This window comes from Mangrovimonas sp. ST2L15 (assembly GCF_001280515.1).
Taxonomy (GTDB): Bacteria; Bacteroidota; Bacteroidia; order Flavobacteriales; family Flavobacteriaceae; genus Mangrovimonas; species Mangrovimonas futianensis.
In genome coordinates, this window is record NZ_LBIQ01000028.1 from 96705 (window position 1) to 117199 (window position 20495).

The window sequence follows — 20495 nt, forward strand, 5'->3', positions numbered from 1 at the left end:
AACCGTTGTGAGCAATATAAAAAATGAATAGTAGTTATTATGAGAAAGCTATTTACTATAATTTCAATTACAACACTCATATCAATCCTTGTCTCTTGTAAAAATGAGATTACAGGAGATATTATAATCACTAACACCAATGTTATTGATATAGAAAATCTTGCCACCATTGGCAACCAGACCATTGCTATAGAAAATGGTAGCATTAAATCAATCACACCTTTTTCAAAGTCTGATAATTACAATTCTGTAATTGTAGTTGACGGAACTGATAAATTTATAATCCCTAGCTTGTGGGATATGCACGTCCATTATGCTACTTCAAGAGAACACCCCAATTTTCGAAAATTATTTATCGCTAACGGTATTTTAGGGGTTAGAGATTTATGGGGCAATTTAGAGGTAAGAGATTCTTTAGTCGCTTCAAATTCGATGATGCCACGAATCTTTCTCTCTGGCGAAATCATGGATGGTCCGTTTAGTCTTTTACAAGGTTCAATCAAACCAAAATCGGCAGATGATGCCATCCGTATTGTAGATTCGCTTCATAATGAAGGAGCTGATTTTATAAAAGTCTATGATGATTTGACTAAAGAAATTTATATAACAATAGCCAATAGATGTAATGAATTAAAATTCCCTTTTGTTGGACATACACCTAACGATATGACAGCTCTTGAAGCTTCAGAATTGGGTCAAAAAAGCATAGAACATCTTAACGGAATATTCGAAAGTGCTTCTTCAGAGCAAAAGAAGATAGATAGTTTGGAATCTGCATTTAAAGAATTCTTTTTGCAAAGAGATATTCCTAACGCCATTGGTGCTTTTACATCAATCGGTAAAATGTACTCAAGCAATTACGATGAAAACGAATTGATAAAATTGTCCAATGTCCTTAAAGAAAATGAAACCTACATTACGCCCACATTGATCACGCATTATCACCAGTGGTATCGGAAAGATAAGAGTATTTCAAGTAATGAAAGCCTAAAGTATATTCCGAAACAAATGCTTGAAAGCTGGAATCCACAAAATGAATTTCCTACACAATTATTTGATGAGGAAACCTGGGATTCAGGAAAGGAAAAAGTTACTACCGCTAAAAAGATAACCGAGCGGTTAAATAGAGAAGATGTTAAACTCCTTGCAGGCACTGATTGCGGCAACTTTTATATTGTTCCAGGATTTAGTCTTCATGATGAACTTGAGTTAATGGTTAACAGCGGAATGAGCACTGGTCAAGCACTAAAAACAGCCACAATCAATCCGGTCACCTTTTTTAAAATGACAGACTCTTTAGGTACAGTTGCAGAAAAAAAAATTGCTGATTTGGTTTTGCTTAATGGAAACCCCCTTGAGAATATTAAGGAAACGAAGAATATTTATGGTGTAATCAAAGGAGGTAAATATCTTGATAGAGAAAAATTGGATAAATTATTAAAAGAATCTGAAACAGAGTAGAAAATACTGGACCCAACATTGGCTTTAAGTAATTGCTTGTTCTCGCCGAAGATTCCTTTAGCTTTTCGTTCAAGTAATTTATGACCATTTTTTTATCGATCAGTTCCTAATAGGCAACTTTGGGCTTCTGCTTTCTCAACCATGTCTCAAATCCCTTGATATGGCTAAAATAGGATCTCTGGCTACTTGCCTTCAAAGTTTTCTCCTTAATGGCACGATCAAAAGCAAAGGCCTCTTTAATCTTTGTTTTGGGTGGCTTAGGTGCATCCACGACCTTCGCAACACCTTCGTTGATTCCCTTAACAATATTTGGGGAAGTATTTATGGTATCCTTGACCTGACTGCTTGGTTTAGACTTTTTATCTGTATCGTTATTGTAACGTTCTGAATTGTCCACATATGGACTGTACCCTTGATTCAATAATTTCAAGGTAAGTTTTTGATAAATTGTAAGTACAGCCAAACGTTCTTCTTTGGTCTTGTACTTGTTGGCAGACCCATAGATAGGTTTTTGTCTTTTCAGTTTTCCAGTCTCTGGGTCGGCAAAGGAAAAATAGACATACCATCTCTTTTTGACGTCACCTTTTCCCGTATAGATTTTGGGGGTGGAAAATTTTTGCTTCAATGACAAATCGTATTCACTTTCGTATTCATTTTCGTATTCACGCTCTAAGAGCTCCGTAAAATTAAGCATAAAAAAAACGGTTTGGAAGCTCCAAACCGTTTAATACTGCGACTTTGTCATTTGTAGCGGGAACTGGACTCGAACCAGTGACCTTCGGGTTATGAGCGAAGCCAAAATTATTTTATAACTAACTCAAAACCAGTATTTTATCCCGTTATTTTTTTCGATAGCGCACACAAAACGTGTGCAGCAAAAACGAATTTGATGTTGTGGTTAAACATTCAATATCAAGCAATTTAGGCAAAGGTTTTGAGATATCAAAATGGAAAAATCCAAAACTTTAAGAAGGGAAAATTTTCAAGAAAATTCTTTCAAATTTTAAGGTATTTTTATAGATTTAGACTCTCCTCTCTTAGAACAATTATAGCAGTTGTTTCTATCCCGAATTTATTGGATAAACAACCACATGGTAATTATATAATAAAAATAAACACACCAGGTGTGTTTATACACATTTTGTGTTTCATACTGCGAAAACCATAAACATCTTTTAAAATAACAAACCGAGTGAATAAAAAACAACACATTTCTGAAAGTCAGCTTTCTGAAATCCTAATTAAAAGAATGGATGAATATTTCATCGCAATAACGGGAAATACTGGCTCTAGTGCAAGAGCAATGCATATTAAAACGGCTCAAAGAATAAATATTCAAACTGTTCAAACCCAATGCAAAAAATCAAAGCTTTTTGATGGAGACTTTTGGGGTTATGGAATAAATAGCATATGTGATGGGACTGAAATTCATTCAAGTACAGATGTTGAAAATTTTAAAAGACTTCAAGAATTAAACAAGCATCAAAATGAAAATAGATTATTATGGCTGTTAACATTTAAAGTTGAGGGAGAAAGTCTCTTTGTGAGTATTTTTTGCATCGATTCTGCAACATTTGGCGTCAATTCCAATTTAAATACCAAATACGACTTAAAAGATTTTAAAAACGCACGTGTAAGGGCAAGAGGTAATGTAACTTACGTAGATTTTATTTTTGAAAATTTAGAAAAACCAATTCATTTTCAAATTGATAGTTATGCTCAAGGAGGTAAACTTAACGGAGAACGATTGGCTGAATATTATATTGAGCAAATAACTAAAAAAGCGGAGGAAATTAAAGCAAATCATCAAGCCGCTAAAAGTGTCGTGGACGAAAGAAAATTAATTGAAGATGACGTTGATGTCATTGAGCGTAAATTGAGAAATATTTTCGTTGGTACTTTAGTAAATCAAACTGGAAAAGAAAATTACGAGGACATAATTACAGGAAGTCCAAAAAGTGATATACGAAGAAGAATTAAACAACACGTTGACAAACATCCTGGTGAAAATATTGATGATTATAAATCATTGAAAAATGCAATTGAATTTGCGGATATTGAACATTTGAAGTTGGTTATCTTGAAAGATTCGAATTGGCAACATTTTGAACCAATTTTTAAAACTAAAGGTGCGACTGAAAAGTATTTTAACCAATTAAGCCAAATACGGCATCCTCTAAAACATTCAAGAAAATTGACTGATTTAGTGAAATTAGAAGGAATGGCATCAATCGAATGGTTCAACCAAATTCTTTAGGAAAAAAGTACGAAAACACGACACCGTGTATAGCTCAATGCGGCTGAATTTTCTACTGAAAATTCCTTACAATTTGCTATCTTCGGTTACGGCGGAAAATCATAGCTGATTTCCCGCAACGAGCCATACGCAAACCCGTTGTATGCCATAAACAAAAACATATCATAGTTGATTATTAAAGAAAATATAAATATTTATCTAGATGAACAGTTACGACTGCGATTAGACCTAATCATAAAGCGTTTATCTCATTCTGTGAATCATATTGATATTGTTAATTGGCTCAGTAACTTTAGAAAGGATGAATTTGAAAAAGCTGTTAGAATACTAGAATGTCTTGAGTATGTAACAGAAATTGAGTTAATAGATCACTTCAATGATAGAATTGCTTCATTGATTTCACTCTACGGAAACAGCCGAAATATTATTATCCATGCCATTGGAGATTATGGCAAAAGTGGGACAATGATAACTTATTATCTAAAGAAGGCACCAAATTTTAAGCAAATCGAATCAACAACAACTTTTTACGAAAAAGCTACTGAATTCAAATACAAAAAGAAAACTAATTCTATTCCAAAAAATTCTATTTTGATACTTCTCGATGACTTTTTAGGAAGTGGTCGATCATTATGGAATTATTACAAAACATTTATAAAACCCCAAACAGAGAAAATACCTGAAATAACAGATTTATGTGCAATGTCTGTTTACCATTTAGGAAAGGCAGATAGGTTTTTGACAGGTATAATACCTGACATAAAAATAATTAGCACCATTAAATATCAATGTTTTAAAAATGGAAAGTCCCCTTTTGGTTCCAATCAAAATATAGAGTACTATCGTGATTTTGCTTTTTATTACGGTCAACACCTATTTTCAATTGACAATAATGGAGAAACAAAAATACATCCGCTCGGTTATAACAATTCTCAGGCATTATTAGTATTTCCATATAACCCACCAAACAACACTTTACCAATAATTTGGTCATCAAAGTTTGTTAAGAAATTTGAAAAACGTTGGATCCCTTTGTATCCAAGAAACCAAGTGTTTAAAATTTCTCGCGCAAAATCACTAAGAAACGAATTAGCTTATGAATTGGGCTTGCTTAAGATGAGCGGCCCTGAAATAATAGATACATTTTATTCAGGTAAAGGTAAATTAAAATGGAAGTCGTATTCCTATATAAAATCTACTGATTTTAGATTATTTGCTTATATGCGCCTTAAACAACAAGGGAGACTTGATCAAGTTATCTGTGAAATATTAGGACTAACATTGACGGACGTTGAAAGTATATTAGAAAATGGAATACAGAAAGGAATTTTTGAAGAATCTGGTGAATTATCTTCAAGGGGTAAAATTCTATATGGAGATTGCTTAAAAACACTCAAAAGATTAAAGAATGAAGTCGGCAGAAGTGCAATAAATTATGAACTTAAAAAAATAAATTACTTACCTAAAAAATTCAATGGGAAGGAAAGATAAGAAAATTAGCCATTATCAATTTTTTGAAATTGATTCTGTTCTGTATACGAATGGAGGCTCTAAAGTAACTTTACATCATCTTGTATGCAAGTCGGTACAGTTGTCAGCTTGCATACAACAACGCGCAGCGTTGATTTCAAGTAAATCGTAATTTTCTTTTCTATGCCTTCCCAATTGGATAACATAAAAAACTCGTTAGATGAAGCAAATGCTTCCAAAGATTTTAAAATTGAAATAATAAACTATTCCCAAAATCTTGAAAAAAAGGGTTTACCGATAATTTTTTCCTTACCCGATTTGAGTTTTAAAATTGGACTGCCTTTTCATGTAATACAGGAAATTCTAAAAAATAAATCAAATCACTACAAGACTTTTAAAATTCAAAAGAAAACTGGTGGTCATAGATGGATAACAAGCCCCGATGAACAACTTAAAAGAATACAAAGGTGGATCTATGAAAATATTTTAAAGAATGTCCCAGAACACGATTGTTCTTTTGGTTTTGTTAATGAAAGGTCTATAATTGATAATGCAAAGAAACACGTTAATCAGGATACTATTCTCAATATTGATTTATATCGATTTTTCGATTCTATTGAGCAGAAAAGAGTAGCTGGAGTATTCAAACACCTAGGATATCAACCCAATCTGGCTTATTCAATGGCAGAATTACTTACTGCTAAAATGAGTAGAGCTTATTGGAAAGAGATTGAAGATGAAAAAGTCCTTTCTGATACTTTTATAGAAGAATGTCCACAAATTTTACCTCAGGGTTCACCCGCAAGTCCAAGAATTGCAAACTTTATAGCACACAGTTTGGACACCAGAATGGCTAAATTAGCTAAAAAACTAGATGTGAATTACTCACGATATGCGGATGATTTAAGCTTTTCTGGAGATTATAAAAAACTTCCGTCAATAAAGACACTAAGGAAAATTATAATGAATGAAGGGTTCTTTTTAAATGAAAAAAAAGTAAAATATTTCAAGCGTTCTCATCGCCAAATTGTTACTGGAGTGGTTGTTAACGATAGAATTAGCGTACCAAGGGAATTTAAAGAAAAACTTCGTACTGAATTATATCATTGTATCAAAAAAGGACCTGCTGCACACCTAAATTGGCTAATGAGCAATAAAGACTTTAAAATTAAGACTAATTATCGTGACCATTTATTAGGTAAAGCTTGCTTTGTATATGCTGTAGAACCGGAAACAGGTAAAGATTTCTTGGAAATGTATAATCAAATCAAATGGGAACTTTAATTATTAAAACATAAAAAAACAGCATACAACAACACCTATACGCAATACCCTTCGGGATGCTACGACACCATACATGAAGCGTCAGCCTAGAGTAGCCTAAAGAAAAAGTAACTAATTCAAATTATAAGGTGTAAATATGACATCGACTATTATTTTCATTACTGCATTAATAATTGGCGTTTTTATTTTTTACAGACATTTAGTAGAAAAGAAAAAATACCAAAACACTACTTACCTATCCAACTTACAAAAAGTCCATTTGTTTTTTGATATGATCGACAAGTTCGATGACTATTTAACTTGGGTTGAACGTGATCAAATAAAAGCAAGGTTTTCTGATATCGGCAAATACTTTAAAAACAAATCAAAATTCTACAAGAAAGAAGAAGCGGTAAAAAAATTCAACGAAATCTTTCAAGACTTTGACAACTACATTGCGACCTATAACCGAAATTATGTTCTTGCTCAAAAAGAAAAATTAAACATTTACTTTAATGATATTGAAGGTAAAAAGTTGGATGACCAACAACGAACTGCACTTATTACAGACGAATATTCCAACTTAATAGTTGCCGGAGCAGGATCTGGAAAAACATTAACCATTCTCGGAAAAGTGAAATACCTAGTAGAACAGAAGGATGTTAAACCTGAAAACATTCTTTTACTTTCTTTTACCAAGAAAACCGTTGATGAGTTAAACGAACGACTTAAAAACATCGGGCTTGGTGCAAGAGCAACTACTTTTCACAAACTCGGGTACGACACCATAAAAAAGCATCAAACTACTGCTCCTGTTGTAACTAACGAAAACACCTTAAGCAATGTAGTAAAAGAGTACTTGTCTAAAGAAATCTTTAACCATGCAGAAGCATTGGAAGCATACATCGTGTACGTGGCGTGCTATATGAATATTCCAGAAGAACACGAAAGTTTCAATTCCCTTGGGGAAAAATTAGACACCGAAAAGGGCATTGATTTTCAAACTTTAAAATCTAAATGCGAGCCAGAACCGCTAAATAAAGTAGCGTTAACATCACTAGACACCATACAAGGCGAAAAGGTAAAAAGCGTCGAAGAGCTTACAATAGCAAATTTTTTGTATTTGAACGGCATTGAGTACGAATATGAAAAACCTTATCCTTTCGGAAATACAATGTATCGCCCTGACTTTTATCTAAAGGATTACGACATCTATTTAGAACATTTTGGCGTTGACGAAAATAACAGAGCTAAATGGCTTACACCATTTAATGAAGAAAAGTATGTCGAGGAAATGGAGTTAAAACGCGAAACTCACAAAACAAACAACACCAAACTTTTAGAGACCTACTCCTATTTCAATCGAGACAACATTTTGCTTGACAAACTAATTGGAATGTTGAGAGATGAAAATGTGATTTTCAAACCCCGAGATGTAAAAAACATCTACACAAAAGTCACGGACAATGACAAAAAATTTGGAAAAGAAATAATAAATCTGATAAACACCTTTATCAACCTGTGCAAATCAAGACAATTAAACTACAATTCAATAATTTCCTTGTTTTCAAACAAAAACAGAGCTGAAAATGAGTTTATGCTAGAAAGACAAAACACTTTTCTGAAATTCGCACTTCCAATTCTAAAAAGATATGACAAGACGCTTAAAGAAAGAGGTGAAATTGATTTCAATGACATGATAAATCAGGCTACTGAACTCATAAAAGTAAACAAACCGCAATACTCATATCAACATATTATCATTGACGAATATCAAGATATTTCATATTCACGATTCAATCTAATTAAAGAAATTCGGGAATTATCGGGTGCAAGATTAATTTGTGTTGGCGACGATTGGCAATCCATTTATCGCTTTGCAGGCAGTGATATTTCACTATTTAGCAATTTTGAAAAACACGTTGGGAAATATGAACAATTATTCATTGAGCAAACATATCGTAATTCACAGTCGCTTATTGACATCACTTCTAAATATATTCAAAAAAACAAAAAACAAATCCAAAAAAGACCGAAATCCAAAAAAGAACCTTTGGAAAATCCCATCAAATTTGTTTATTATTCAGCGGACAATGCAGAAGATATGTTCATAAGCGAAGTTCAATCCCTAATAGACAAAAATGGGAATAAACCTATTTTGGTTTTGGGCCGGCATAGCTTTGACATCAATGAGTTTATCAAACTCACACCAAATAGCAAAATAAAATACTATGAACGAAGCGACAATTTGGAAATAAAAGGCTTTGAAGACTTAGATATAAAATATATAACTGTACATAAATCAAAGGGCTTAGAAGCAGATAATGTAATAGTGTTGAATCTTAAAAACCATTTGCTTGGTTTCCCTAACAAAATGACGGACGACCCGATGTTGTCTTTATTACTTAGCGATAATGAAGAATTTCGATTTGCCGAAGAAAGGAGATTGTTTTATGTGGCACTTACAAGAACAAAAAATGAAGTGGTGTTGCTTATTCCGACGGATGTTTCACTTTTTGCTGAAGAGTTGGCATCAGACAATGACTTCCTATTAACTGCAAAAAATGAAAAATTGAACAAAACAAATTGTCCGTATTGTCAAACAGGACATCTTGTAATCAGAAATAACACAATTAGAAACAATCAATTTTTAGGTTGTTCGCATTACCCTAGTTGCAATCAAACCTTTAATGATATAAAAATCTTAGAAAACACTATACTTTGTCCTAGTTGTAAAAGTGGATATATGACAAATAGAAGTGGGAAATTTGGCAATTTTTTAGGATGCACAAACTACCCGAAATGCAACAACACTATAGATTTAAAGTGAATAAAAAACCAAAACAACTGAAACTGGCTACAATCAGTAGCTTCTTTCTTTAATATTTTTTAGTAGTTGCTCATCATGCACAACCCAAGGATATATGGATTTTGACACTTTAAAATACAATTAGTCTAATAAAAATAGAAAAAGATTTATAATGAATACTTCAGAATCAAACTTGACAAACCTCATACCAGTTGAAGCAATTCAAGAAAGGGATATAGATCTTATGATTTTGGAAGAACTTAAATGCAATCCACTATTCATAGATTGGGTGTTATCTAAATCTATTGGAAAACAAGATGCTTACACGTTCAATGGAGCTTGGCACTCGCTCTCACAGGTAGGACTAGGAGAAAGCGACCTAGCATTTAAAATAAGTACAGAAAAAGAAGAAATTATCTTTCTTCTAGAAAATAAAATTGATGCTAACTTCCAATTTGATCAAGCAAACAGGTACCGATTAAGAGGTCAAAAGAGAATTGAGTCCAATGAATGCAATTCCTTTTACACTATCTTAATTGCCCCTGAGAATTATATCACAAGAAATAAGGATTTTGATTTTTACATTTCTTATGAAGAAATTAAATCTTGGTTTATAAAACAAAATAACATGGGGCTAAGAGCCAAATACAAAGCAGAATTACTAACAATTGCCATTGAAAAATTAAGAAGAGGGTATTCCGCTATTGTTGATGAAGATGCCACGGACTTTTGGTGGAAGTATTTTAGTTATGCCAATGAAAAATACCCCCACCTAAAAATGGTTAAACCTCAAGCTGGTATCCCAAAACGCTCTAGTTTTATTGTGTTTAAACCAAAGGATATTGGATTATCTAAAAATGATAAAATAATCCATAAAGGGTATGGTGCCGTTGACTTACAATTAGGAGGACAAGCCGAAAATATTAAACTATTAGAACAAAAGTTTGAATCAAACTTAACAAGTGAAATGAACATTGTTAAAGCCTCAAAATCTGCCGCCATCAGAATAAAAATTGATCCAATTAATGTCACCTTTGGATTTCAAAATCAATTAGAAATCATCGAAAAGGCACTTTCTAAAGCAGACATTCTTTATCACTGGGCATCATTGAATTTAAAGAAAATATAAATGGTAGAGTACGAGATAAACTAATAAATACTTTACTGAAATTTTAGAATAGATTATGTTAGAATATTTAAAATTCTTATTTTCAAAGGTTAAGTCTTTTGATAAAAAACTACAAGACATCTCTTTTCTTTTAGACAAGACATGGATAAGAATTACACCAGATGGATTCAATGAAAAATGGTTCTTTAGGAAAAATGGATTGCTCACAATATCTCAAAATGGAAATATTATTGATGGGAAATTTGATCTTCTAAATAACTACTTGCTTCTAGAGTTTTTGGGGAAGAAAATACTTTTAAATAAAAGCTTAATTTACAATGAAATCCTTCTATTAAAAAAGGACTCAAATGATTCCGAATTATATGCTTTTTATAATGAGGCAAAATTTTCACCAGAAGATTTTTTAAAGCATCTTAATTTTTCAAGAAATACGGACCTTAATATTAAAAAAATCACTCTTATTGATAACACTATTGCTGAAATAATAAGGGAACCAAGTCAAAAGGGAATAAGCAAGGGAAATTTGGTTTGGATTAATGATCAACTTTGCAATGAGGATTATATTGAAACAGATTATAATTACTATAACTTGACAGCAGGTGAGATTACTGAAATATTTTACAAGAGAAAGTTTCAAATTTTTGACAATCCGATTGTAATTAAGCAAAAATGGAAAAAATTAAGTATAAATGACAGCATAATTTCCTTTAATCAAAAAGTTTCTAATGGCTTACATAAAATAAACTTCAAATATGGAATAGAAGTTGAAAATAATATTATTAAAAAAACATACCATATATCATATTGGAAAACAATAATAAAAAAAAGAAAACTTGAAATTTGGAGCAAAACTTCAGATGATTACTCAATTGGAGATTTGGTTAGAGAAAATGATAATTCTATAGAAGATGGCAACTATTGGATAGGGTTGATTGAGGTAATTAAGGTTAAACATGGAAAAATTTATTAAAATGAACCATCAAAAATATTTGATTGGACCAAAAGTGATCAAAAACCAGTCCATCCAATTTAATCAAATTAATAAAATCACATCATAAATATGGCCAACCTATTTTTCGGAGAACCCACAAATATCAAGGAAGGTGATCAATTCGTGAGCAGGAAAGATCTAATAGATGCTAATCTTCACAGATCTACTATGCATGGTATTGATGGCAATGGAAATGAAGGTGTTGCCGCAATAGTTCTTTCGGGAGGCTATGAGGATGACCGAGATTATGGTAATGAAATCATCTATACTGGACATGGTGGCAATGACCCACAAACTGGAAAACAAATAGCAGATCAATCCTGGAGTGATCATGGCAACAAAGGACTTGTAGTAAGTGAGCTTAGAAATTTACCTGTAAGAGTAATACGAGGATATAAACACAAATCTCCCTTTTCTCCAAAATCTGGGTATAAATATTATGGCCTTTTTAGGGTTGTGGACCACTGGGAAGAAGAAGGCAAAGGTGGTTTTAAAATATGTAGATTCAAACTTGTCAAATTAGAGAACCTCTTGGATAAATCAACTGAGATTATTAAAATAGGTTGCTTGGTCAAACTTGAGCCACTTGGAAAAGATTTTAAATGGTTTTGTATTGGAGCAGAGCCTCCGGCACAAATATCGGCTCAAAAGATATCTGACTCTGGAAATTTTGGCCAGGCTTTACTTGGCAAAAAAACAGGAGATATAATCAACATAGGGAATGGTTTTAAAGTCCTTGAAATAAAAAGTTACCTAAGTAAGTAGTTGGCTAAAGCAATATCAGCCACTGGCAAATCATTTTTTTTAGTTCCTCTGGTGGCAACCATTCATAACTATCATGATCCGTCATTTTGAAAGATGCAGAAACAAAATCACAGGAGTATCCAATTAAATTAATTGTGACTTCTTCAAACTGATATGGAAAAGAACCTATCCTCTTCTTGATTTCAACCTGCATTCCTAGTTCTTCAAATAATTCAGGTGATAAGGCTTCCTTTTCCGATTCCTTGTTTTCAATTTTTCCTCCAGGAAACTCCCATTTCTCTTCCAAAGATTTGCCTTGTTTTCGTCTGGCAATAAAAACATGATTATCTTTAAAAATTACTCCACAAACTACATTCATACAAAATGCTATTCAGTAAATTTAGGGTTGAACCATTTCATCCTTATATATAAAGTATAGTATAATAACCTTTCACTTTGGTTTCTTACAAAGATTCTTTATTAATACTAAAAATCCAGTCAAGGACAATATCCTAAATACTCTCATTTCTCAAATCAATACCTTTTCATTATCTTATCTCCTAATTATTGTTCAGGGTTTCTTTTTCTTATATAGCTTCATTAAGATATTTACTTGACAGAGGTAAAGTTACCTAACACTTTATTAACTTGAGAGAATACTTTCAAGCAATTTTTCAGCTTGTCTTAGCTTAATATTTAATTCAACCTTATCATTGAACTGCTTGCTTCTTGATATTGCTGATTTGAGTTTACTGATCTCCTTCTTCAAGCGATCTACTTCTTGTTGGTTCTTTAGAATTGAACCTAAGGACTGTTTACCTAATTCTGGTTTACCTGTGAGTTGAACGCATAAATCCTTGAATACTGCATCTAAACTTCCTTTTAGGTTAATTTCATAGCTGTTATCGTCCTTATTGAACCAATCTGAAGTAAATGTCCAATCAATTACGGCAATATCATCATTGGTTGGATGTAGATGTTTGGAAGCCGTTGAAATATAAGCTTCCCCATTGTACTCTACCCAAAACACTATATGGTATGGTATGGCCTTATTAATGATATCAAGGATTTTAAGGATATCGGATTTTTGCTTGAGTTCTACCTTGAAAACCTGTATTTCCTGAATATCCTTAGCATCCAAGTTTACCGTATCCGCAGAAAGCTTATGAGTCCATGAAATACGCTGAATACAGTCTGTAAATAGCTTCTTCTGCTTGGTGTTGGTGTACTCGTCAAATGCATTCTTAGGAACAACTCGACCAACCTTGGTTCTTACAGGTAGATTGAAGAAATCCATTAGCGAACAATTAAGAATGATACCAATTTGAAGTCTTCTATTCCTTTTATTTTCTCCTGAAGTGCAGTTGTGCCACCTGATTTGAATAGGCTTAGAACTTCCTTTTCTTCTTCCTTCTGTAAAATGGTACTAATTCCTTGCTTCAGCAGGTTTGAGTATTCGTCCATTTGGTGGTAGTCATCTGTCTCTTCCGCTAATACAGCACAAACATCTTCTATCGGTGCAGTTTTACCTTTAGCAAGCATTCGCATGGCGTCCAATATCTTCTTAGACTCAACATGGTTTAGGATTAACTCACCATTCATCTTCATATACACCAAGTAGTAAGGGTGCAACCTGTTCAGCTTATTGATATTGACACTTGAGTTCACATTCTTGAGCACGAAGATTACACCACTTTGAAGAATTGGGCTGGAATTTACCACTGCATGAAGACCTTCTGGAATGTTTTTCAATTCACCGTACTCCTTAATCATGTTCGATAAATCTACTCTAAAATCATTCAATCCAAGGTCTGTAATACTCACACCTTCTCTCAAATCTTCTAAGTCAATTACTTCTTCTTGTAGTCTCTGAAGCTGAATTTTCCTGTACTCTAAGTCTTTTTCTTCGGTATTTAGAATGTTATCATCACCTGTACTTGCCATGTTGCTAATGAGCATCTTATTCTCAACACGCTGCTTTAGATTTATATAATTATCAAGTGTAACGTCAGGCCAAAAGTTGACCATGGTAATACTCTCGTTCTTGGAACCAATTCTATCTACCCGCCCGAAGCGTTGAATGATTCTTACAGGATTCCAATGAATGTCATAATTGATAAGGTAATCGCAGTCTTGTAGGTTCTGTCCTTCTGAAATACAATCTGTGGCAATTAGTAAATCAATAGAGTCTGAAATGCTTGGATACAACTGTGCTTTGTCTTTCGATAGGGGTGAAAAACAAGTGAGTATAGCATTTAGATCTGCTGGTATCTTTTTGGTGGTGCATAACCTTCTTGAACCTGTTATAATTGCTGTATTGAGACCATAATTATCCTTGAGATAGTCATGGATATTTTCATAGAGATAGTTGGCTGTATCGGCAAAGGCTGTGAATACTATTGCTTTCTTGTTTTCTGGATTAAATGGCTCATTTACCTTCTTGTCTAAAAGACTAATGAGGTGCTGAAGCTTGGTGTCTTTCTCCCCACGTATATCAACAATATTGCTCCAAAGGTGATTCAGTACAGCAAGGTCTTCATTAAGATCTTCACGCCATTTTGTTGTATCCATATCGGCAATGTGAACCTTAATCTTCTTACCAATTACTTGTTCTTCATCAGCCCAATTGGATTCAAAGTCATAGTTCTCGTCACTCAGGATTTTGTGAATGCCTTCATAGTCGTCTGCATCCCCTTTATCAATGGTTTTAATGGCGTTTTCAATCTGGCTTATAATACCTTCCAATGTGATACGGAAAGAATCTACAGAACTCTCTAAACGCTTGAGCAAGTTGATACGCATAAGAATACGCAAACTCAATTCTCTATCTACCTGAGATAGTTTACCTGAACCTGATCGTACTTCCTTATCATACAAATCGGCATAGGCTTGCACCTTGCTTGGTAATATGTAATTTAGTGGTGTATAAACCGATAAATTGAGCAGTGTAAGTTTCTCTGCTATATCTACATAGGTTACTTCATCAGAATCAGTTAATGCGCTATGAATAGATACAGGTTTATTACGGTCTGGGAACTTACCAATGGCTGTGGTATCGTAATAGGTTGTTATATGCTTCCGTGAACGTGCTATGGTCAATGAGTCCAATATTTCAAAGAAGTCAAAGTCGAGCATATCTAACAGCTTCTCAGTGGTGCGCTCCACAGTTTCGTATCTGCTCCAAATGTTAAAGGCTTGCTGTGCTTTTCTGAATATCTGGTCGATTCCGCTTTGGGTGTCTAATTTTTCATCAATGTTCTCCGCATCACCTTCATAGGCTAAAGCTAACTGGTTACGTAAGTCGTTGAACCTGTTATTTACAGGGGTTGCAGAAAGCATCATCACCTTAGTTTCAATACCTTCCTGAATGACCTTACGCATCAACTTCTGGTAACGATTCTCTTTGCCAACTACCGTATTGTTATTTCTGAAATTGTGAGATTCATCTATGACAATAAGACCATAATTGCCCCAATTTACATTGGCTAATTCACGTCCATTACTGATACCACGTTCTCGGCTTAAATCTGTATGGAATAGCACATCATACCTAAATCTATCAGCTGCTAAAATGTTGTTCTTATCATTGTGGCGGTAGGTATTCCAATTGGCTTCTAATTTCTTAGGACAAAGAACCAATACGTCTTTGTTCCGCATCTCATAGTACTTGATTACACCTAAAGCCGAGAAGGTTTTACCCAAACCAACAGAATCTGCCAATATGCAGCCTTTGTACTTCTCTAATTTATTGATGGCACCAATAACTGCATCTTGCTGAAAGTTGTACAACTTCTGCCAAACCAAAGTGTCTTTAAAGCCAATTTGCTCATTGGGCAGTTTATCCAAGGACAGGTCATCTAAGAAGTCATTGAATATGTTGTAAAGCGTTATGAAGTAAATAAACTCAGGACTGTTCTCCTTGTAGGCACTCTCAAAGTAGTCTTGCACTTTTTGGGTTACATCCTTCAAGTCTTCTTCATTCTCCCACACTTGATTGAACCAATCTAAGTAGGCTTTACTATCTGGATATTCCGCTTTTTGAATGAGTGTAGGAAACCCTTTTTTATGTGTTATTCCTAAATCCGAAGTGGTGAAACCACTGACGTTTGAATAGGCTTGAGCATTCTCGTTGCCCTGGTTCACATGAATCATCCCGTTGAGGGGCTGATTGTTGTGTTTGTTGGATTTGAAAGTGACCTTTTCTTTTACCCACCTTGAGCATTCTTTGGCAATGGCTCTTTGGTTAAGCTGATTCATCAATCTCAATTCAAACTCACCACCACAAAGCTCTGACTCTCTTACAATATGTGGTATATAGAACTTCCTGCTTTCCTTCTGTAACTTCTCTTCAATGAAGGTAGGTGAACTAAAAATGAAACGCAGTTCATCAATTTTGCCCAATTCCTTTTTGAGCGCTTCAAAAGCATAAATAGAGAATGTGGAAGCCGCAATACTGAGTTTACTACCTTTTCTTATGGTCTCCTTTAGGTCATCACCCAAACGTGTATTTACATTGTCGATAAGCTTCATGACATCACCTTAATATTTCCAAATTTTGATAATGTCCTCAATAAGAAGCTCGGTTCTTTTTTCGATTGTTGACTCATCCCAATTTTCAAAGTCAATGAAATATGTATTCAAGAGAAGAGTAGACTGCTTAGCTATTTCTTTTTGCTTTGTATCAAATGAAGAATTGCTTACTGAAGGATTAAGAGAGGTAGTAAGCAAGGTTAAGTTTCCTAAGCTGTGCAACTTATTATTCCTATTGACTATTTTATGATAATAGCCATGTGGATCCTCTTCTGTCATGACAGCATGCACCGCAATATCAAATTCATTCTGGGGTATTAAGTTTCCTTCCAAGGGCCAATGCTCATACCACTTTAGAGGTAGAACATGTTCAATGGTCAAACCTTCATTTACAAATTCTATTTTCTCTTGCTTTTTACCTCTTTGGAATTTTTCTATTTCCAAAAGGATATTAGAAATACTTCTGGTTCGATTCTTTTCTTCTCTATAAAGAGGCCTTTCTTTAAGCTTTTCTTTAACTAATGTATCCGTTGGCCATAAGTTGGTGTCACCAGTCTTTGACTTTAAGTATTCTATGAACTTTTCAGCTGTCTTGCAGGTGTCCACTTGTTTAATAAAATCAAGAAAGACTTTATTATAATTTTTGGTTGTGTATCCACATAAAAACCTTCTGGTAATGTATGAGTCGAGTGCTGTAAACATACCTATCTTCTCCTGCAATGGAATCTCAATATCACCCTGAATCGCCAAAATCAGAGGATAGATTGTTGAAATGTCCATATCTCTTAACCTTGAACAAAATCTGCCAAATACAGTCTCCGAATTAGGCTTTAAAATGGACTTGTAAATGACACTGAAGCGATTCAATTCTTTCAATTCTTCTTCCACTGTAGTGAAAGAGTCATTATTGACAATGAAGAATTTGTAATGATAAAACACTTGGTCATAGCGAATATCATTCCGCATTTTCAAGGTCAAATAATCAATAACGAAGAATTGAAGGTGTGTTTCGTAATACCGACCTCTACTGGTCTGGTCATGCCATTTAAATTTGGCACTTGCATCATCAAATTCATCCCAATATTTCTCATAAACGCTATCAAGATCAACTTGGCTTCTATCGGCTCTCATGAAAATGTAGTTACGGATTAAGTCCGTTTCTGTTAAAGAGGCACCTCTACCATTCATGGTCTCAAATATCATTTGAGGGTCATCATTCTGATCGAGGTTGATTTCTACAAATTGGAAGTCTCGTTTCAGCGTAAGCAGCAACTTGGGAATAATCGTTTCCATTGGCTCGGTTGCAGCATTGATCAGTTCTTCCAATTTTTCATAGAAGAAGAGATAGGCTGCTAACATTCGATACCTTCTCTTTGCTACATCACGGTAGGTTTTCCAGCCAATACCATATTCCTCAAGAATGGGATTGATAAGTAACTCCTCAACTTCTGCGTAGTTGTGGTCTAAAATCAGTTTGAACTCTTCATTGTTGAACTTAGTAGGTTCGAGCTTATGCTTTTGATTATCGTAGTCTGTTTGCCCGTATACCTTGTCATTGAAAAGCAGTTTATTCAAATCGTTTAGAAGGTTCTTGTCACCTACATGTTTGCGGCATATTTCTCTGAATGCAGTTATAAATAGCTGAAAAGTGGTCAAGCGCTGTTGCCCATCAATAACGCTGTAAGTCACAACTGTACTTGTAGTAGTAGATTCCTGAAATAGGACTATTGAACCTGTATAATGTGGGTGGTTTTTGTTGTTATTGTTACGTTCATTCAGTTTATTACTAAAATCATCCCAAAGAGGTTGCCATTGGTCTTGTTCGTTCCAAACATAATGCCTTTGAAAAACAGGTATTTGAAACCTAATTTGCTTATTGAAAAGATCTTCTAGATGTGGTTTGCCTAAATTCATATGGTTATAATACTTTCATTTCAGTTTCCGGACTTAGTTGCTTGAGTAGCTGCTTTACATTGGTTTTGGCAGTATCATTCCTAAAGCCACTGTCTTTGAACACTATGCGTAGCGGTGCATCTTTGGCAATGGCTTTTGCAAAGTCTTCATCAATGCCACTATCAAAGCAAGCATAGAGCGAGTTCTCAGCTACTTTAAAGGCCTTCTTGCCGGATACATCTACCTGCTCAATTTTGAGCGATAGGGGTAAGCCCCAATCCAACATGACTTGGGCCAATAAATCATAAGCTGTACGGTCAGCCTTGACATTGTCTGCAAAGAGGTCTAAGTTCCCTTGGTCATAGTCCTGTGGCTTGTAGTAGACATCCTGCATGTTGCTGCTGTCCAAGCGATAGACACGGAAACCATAATCTATAGCTGCATTGGTTTCTTCTTTGATTTTTTTGGCTGCTCTGCGGATTCGTTCTTTGCCTATTTCACAGATATTCTTGTAACCTGCTTTATAAGCTTCACTTTTTTCATCAGTTAATTCTGGTAGTTGAACCTGTATGAATTTTCGGTTACCCGAATCTTCAGAGTTCAATTGCATTGTAGCATGAGCAGAAGTTGCTGAGCCTGAGAAGAAATCGAGTACAATTGAATCTTTTGCGGAAGACATTTCCATAATGAGTCTTATTAACTCTAAAGGCTTTGGGTTCTCGAATATTAATGAGTTAAAAGTTTGTTTTTGCCATCTTGTATCAATCGAATTGTCTATGTACCAAAAACTATCGGGTACGGATAAATCTTCACCTGTTAAATATGATTTGATACGTGGAGGTGTAGAAGGGTCTCCAAAATAAATCATATCATCTTCAAGAAGCTTCTCGAGTTCATCTTTTGACTTAGCCCAACCACGAGGTGGTATTGGACAAGGTTTTCCTGTATCAGGGTTGATTACGGTATAATCTTTAGCCCCACCTTCTCTGGAAAGGTTATCATCCATAAAAACCCCTTTTTCATCAATCTTATTCCATCTACTTAAATGGGCGTATTTCGGTCGTTTATACAAGTCTTTTATTTCATTAAGAACTTCATCTAATTCAAGTCCTTGTTTCTTTAATTGATTAAATGCTTTTACAATGTCTTTAGCACCTTTTTTCTCAATACGCCAAATCTCTTTGTTCAAAACTTCTATGTCTCGAGAATAACACAAAAAGTATTCGCATGAAACACTCACAATGTTTGCCTGATTTTTATTGGAGTTGTTTTTATGAATGAATTGAGCCACGAAGTTGTACTCTCCAAAAATTTCATCACATACTTTTCTTAAATGGTGCACTTCATTATCATCAATAGAAATAAAAATCACTCCATCCTGAGAAAGAAGATTCCTTGCCAACTTCAATCTTGGGTACATCATACTAAGCCAATCAGAATGATACCTTCCTGCCGTTTCTGGATTGGCTACCAAACGTTGATTGTACTCGTCCTTCTGTCCGCTCTCAATCAGTTCTTCTTGGGCATCTTTGCTAAAGTTGTCTTTGTACACAAAGTCTTTACCTGTGTTGTATGGCGGGTCTATATAGATCATCTTAATCTTACCCAAGTAGCTTTCTTGAAGTAGCTTGAGCACTTCTAAGTTGTCGCCTTCTATGTAGAGGTTTTCGGTATTATCAAAATCTACAGAGTCTTCCCTTACAGGGCGTAAGGTTTTGGTAGTGGGTAGGTTGGCAGTTACAATGGCTTCTCGTTTACCTGGCCACTCTAAACGGTAACGCTCTTTATTGCCTTCAATAATATCGCTACTTAACTCCTGTTGAAGTAAGTCAAAATCTATTTTGATTCCTTCTGCTGTTTCGGTAACACAATTAGGAAACCGCTCAGCAATGAACTTACTATTCTTGTTCGCCCACATCGGGCTTTGCATATCTAATCTCTCTTCCAT

Annotated in this window: 14 protein-coding genes and 1 tRNA gene; 8 read left to right on the forward strand and 7 right to left on the reverse strand. The window is 34.5% G+C overall.

The window, feature by feature from the left end; translation table 11 throughout:
* Positions 1-39 precede the first annotated feature (39 nt).
* Positions 40-1461, forward strand: a complete 1422-nt coding sequence (locus ZA07_RS02845; protein WP_053970222.1) for an amidohydrolase family protein — start codon at positions 40-42, stop codon at positions 1459-1461.
* Positions 1462-1567: 106 nt separating this feature from the next.
* On the opposite strand, the gene ZA07_RS02850 is transcribed toward ZA07_RS02845, so the two are convergent.
* Positions 1568-2155, reverse strand: coding sequence for a hypothetical protein (locus tag ZA07_RS02850; RefSeq protein ID WP_053970223.1), 588 nt, complete (start codon positions 2153-2155; stop codon positions 1568-1570).
* A gap of 54 nt (positions 2156-2209) precedes the next feature.
* Positions 2210-2302 (reverse strand) — tRNA-OTHER (locus ZA07_RS15975).
* Positions 2303-2653: 351 nt separating this feature from the next.
* Between ZA07_RS15975 and ZA07_RS02855 the strand changes: the two genes are divergently transcribed.
* The 7 genes from ZA07_RS02855 (at position 2654) to ZA07_RS02885 (ending at position 12145) form a co-directional block, all read left to right on the forward strand.
* The gene (locus ZA07_RS02855) at positions 2654-3718 is read left to right on the forward strand and encodes a hypothetical protein (protein ID WP_053970224.1); all 1065 of its coding nucleotides are present in this window, start codon (positions 2654-2656) and stop codon (positions 3716-3718) included.
* A gap of 168 nt (positions 3719-3886) precedes the next feature.
* Positions 3887-5209 (forward strand): hypothetical protein, encoded by a 1323-nt coding sequence (locus tag ZA07_RS02860; RefSeq protein ID WP_157492043.1) that lies wholly within the window; start codon positions 3887-3889, stop codon positions 5207-5209.
* A 162-nt stretch (positions 5210-5371) separates the two neighbouring features.
* On the forward strand, positions 5372-6472 hold the full coding sequence (locus ZA07_RS02865; RefSeq protein WP_053970226.1) for a reverse transcriptase family protein: 1101 nt from the start codon (positions 5372-5374) through the stop codon (positions 6470-6472).
* 136 nt (positions 6473-6608) lie between these two features.
* Positions 6609-9281, forward strand: coding sequence for a UvrD-helicase domain-containing protein (locus tag ZA07_RS02870; RefSeq protein WP_053970227.1), 2673 nt, complete (start codon positions 6609-6611; stop codon positions 9279-9281).
* Positions 9282-9432: 151 nt separating this feature from the next.
* Positions 9433-10389, forward strand: coding sequence for a hypothetical protein (locus tag ZA07_RS02875; RefSeq protein ID WP_053970228.1), 957 nt, complete (start codon positions 9433-9435; stop codon positions 10387-10389).
* 55 nt (positions 10390-10444) lie between these two features.
* A complete protein-coding gene (locus ZA07_RS02880; RefSeq protein WP_053970229.1) occupies positions 10445-11359 on the forward strand; it encodes a hypothetical protein in 915 nt (304 codons plus the stop codon).
* A gap of 90 nt (positions 11360-11449) precedes the next feature.
* On the forward strand, positions 11450-12145 hold the full coding sequence (locus tag ZA07_RS02885; protein ID WP_053970230.1) for a YDG/SRA domain-containing protein: 696 nt from the start codon (positions 11450-11452) through the stop codon (positions 12143-12145).
* Positions 12146-12149: 4 nt separating this feature from the next.
* Here the strand turns inward: ZA07_RS02885 and ZA07_RS02890 are convergent, their stop codons facing one another.
* From ZA07_RS02890 to ZA07_RS02910, 5 genes are all read right to left on the reverse strand, one after another.
* On the reverse strand, positions 12150-12503 hold the full coding sequence (locus ZA07_RS02890) for a (deoxy)nucleoside triphosphate pyrophosphohydrolase (RefSeq protein WP_053970231.1): 354 nt from the start codon (positions 12501-12503) through the stop codon (positions 12150-12152).
* Positions 12504-12767: 264 nt separating this feature from the next.
* Positions 12768-13421, reverse strand: a complete 654-nt coding sequence (locus tag ZA07_RS02895; RefSeq protein ID WP_053970232.1) for a DUF4391 domain-containing protein — start codon at positions 13419-13421, stop codon at positions 12768-12770.
* Positions 13421-16654: a helicase-related protein gene (locus tag ZA07_RS02900; RefSeq protein ID WP_053970233.1), complete on the reverse strand. Its 3234-nt coding sequence runs from the start codon at positions 16652-16654 to the stop codon at positions 13421-13423. The genes ZA07_RS02895 and ZA07_RS02900 overlap by 1 nt, the downstream gene beginning before the upstream one ends.
* 9 nt (positions 16655-16663) lie before the next feature.
* Positions 16664-18568, reverse strand: a complete 1905-nt coding sequence (locus tag ZA07_RS02905; protein WP_053970234.1) for a DUF262 domain-containing protein — start codon at positions 18566-18568, stop codon at positions 16664-16666.
* Positions 18569-18572: 4 nt separating this feature from the next.
* Positions 18573-20495 carry a site-specific DNA-methyltransferase gene (locus ZA07_RS02910; protein WP_053970235.1) on the reverse strand — a complete coding sequence of 641 codons (1923 nt, stop codon included), beginning with the start codon at positions 20493-20495 and terminating at the stop codon, positions 18573-18575.

Coding starts and splice junctions, on each gene's coding strand:
- ZA07_RS02845 (WP_053970222.1), top strand. CDS start 40: ATGAGAAAGCTATTTACTATAATTTCAATTACAACACTCATATCAATC.
- ZA07_RS02850 (WP_053970223.1), bottom strand. CDS start 2,155: ATGCTTAATTTTACGGAGCTCTTAGAGCGTGAATACGAAAATGAATAC.
- ZA07_RS02865 (WP_053970226.1), top strand. CDS start 5,372: ATGCCTTCCCAATTGGATAACATAAAAAACTCGTTAGATGAAGCAAAT.
- ZA07_RS02870 (WP_053970227.1), top strand. CDS start 6,609: ATGACATCGACTATTATTTTCATTACTGCATTAATAATTGGCGTTTTT.
- ZA07_RS02875 (WP_053970228.1), top strand. CDS start 9,433: ATGAATACTTCAGAATCAAACTTGACAAACCTCATACCAGTTGAAGCA.
- ZA07_RS02880 (WP_053970229.1), top strand. CDS start 10,445: ATGTTAGAATATTTAAAATTCTTATTTTCAAAGGTTAAGTCTTTTGAT.
- ZA07_RS02885 (WP_053970230.1), top strand. CDS start 11,450: ATGGCCAACCTATTTTTCGGAGAACCCACAAATATCAAGGAAGGTGAT.
- ZA07_RS02890 (WP_053970231.1), bottom strand. CDS start 12,503: ATGAATGTAGTTTGTGGAGTAATTTTTAAAGATAATCATGTTTTTATT.
- ZA07_RS02895 (WP_053970232.1), bottom strand. CDS start 13,421: ATGGATTTCTTCAATCTACCTGTAAGAACCAAGGTTGGTCGAGTTGTT.
- ZA07_RS02900 (WP_053970233.1), bottom strand. CDS start 16,654: ATGAAGCTTATCGACAATGTAAATACACGTTTGGGTGATGACCTAAAG.
- ZA07_RS02905 (WP_053970234.1), bottom strand. CDS start 18,568: ATGAATTTAGGCAAACCACATCTAGAAGATCTTTTCAATAAGCAAATT.
- ZA07_RS02910 (WP_053970235.1), bottom strand. CDS start 20,495: ATGGAAGAGAGATTAGATATGCAAAGCCCGATGTGGGCGAACAAGAAT.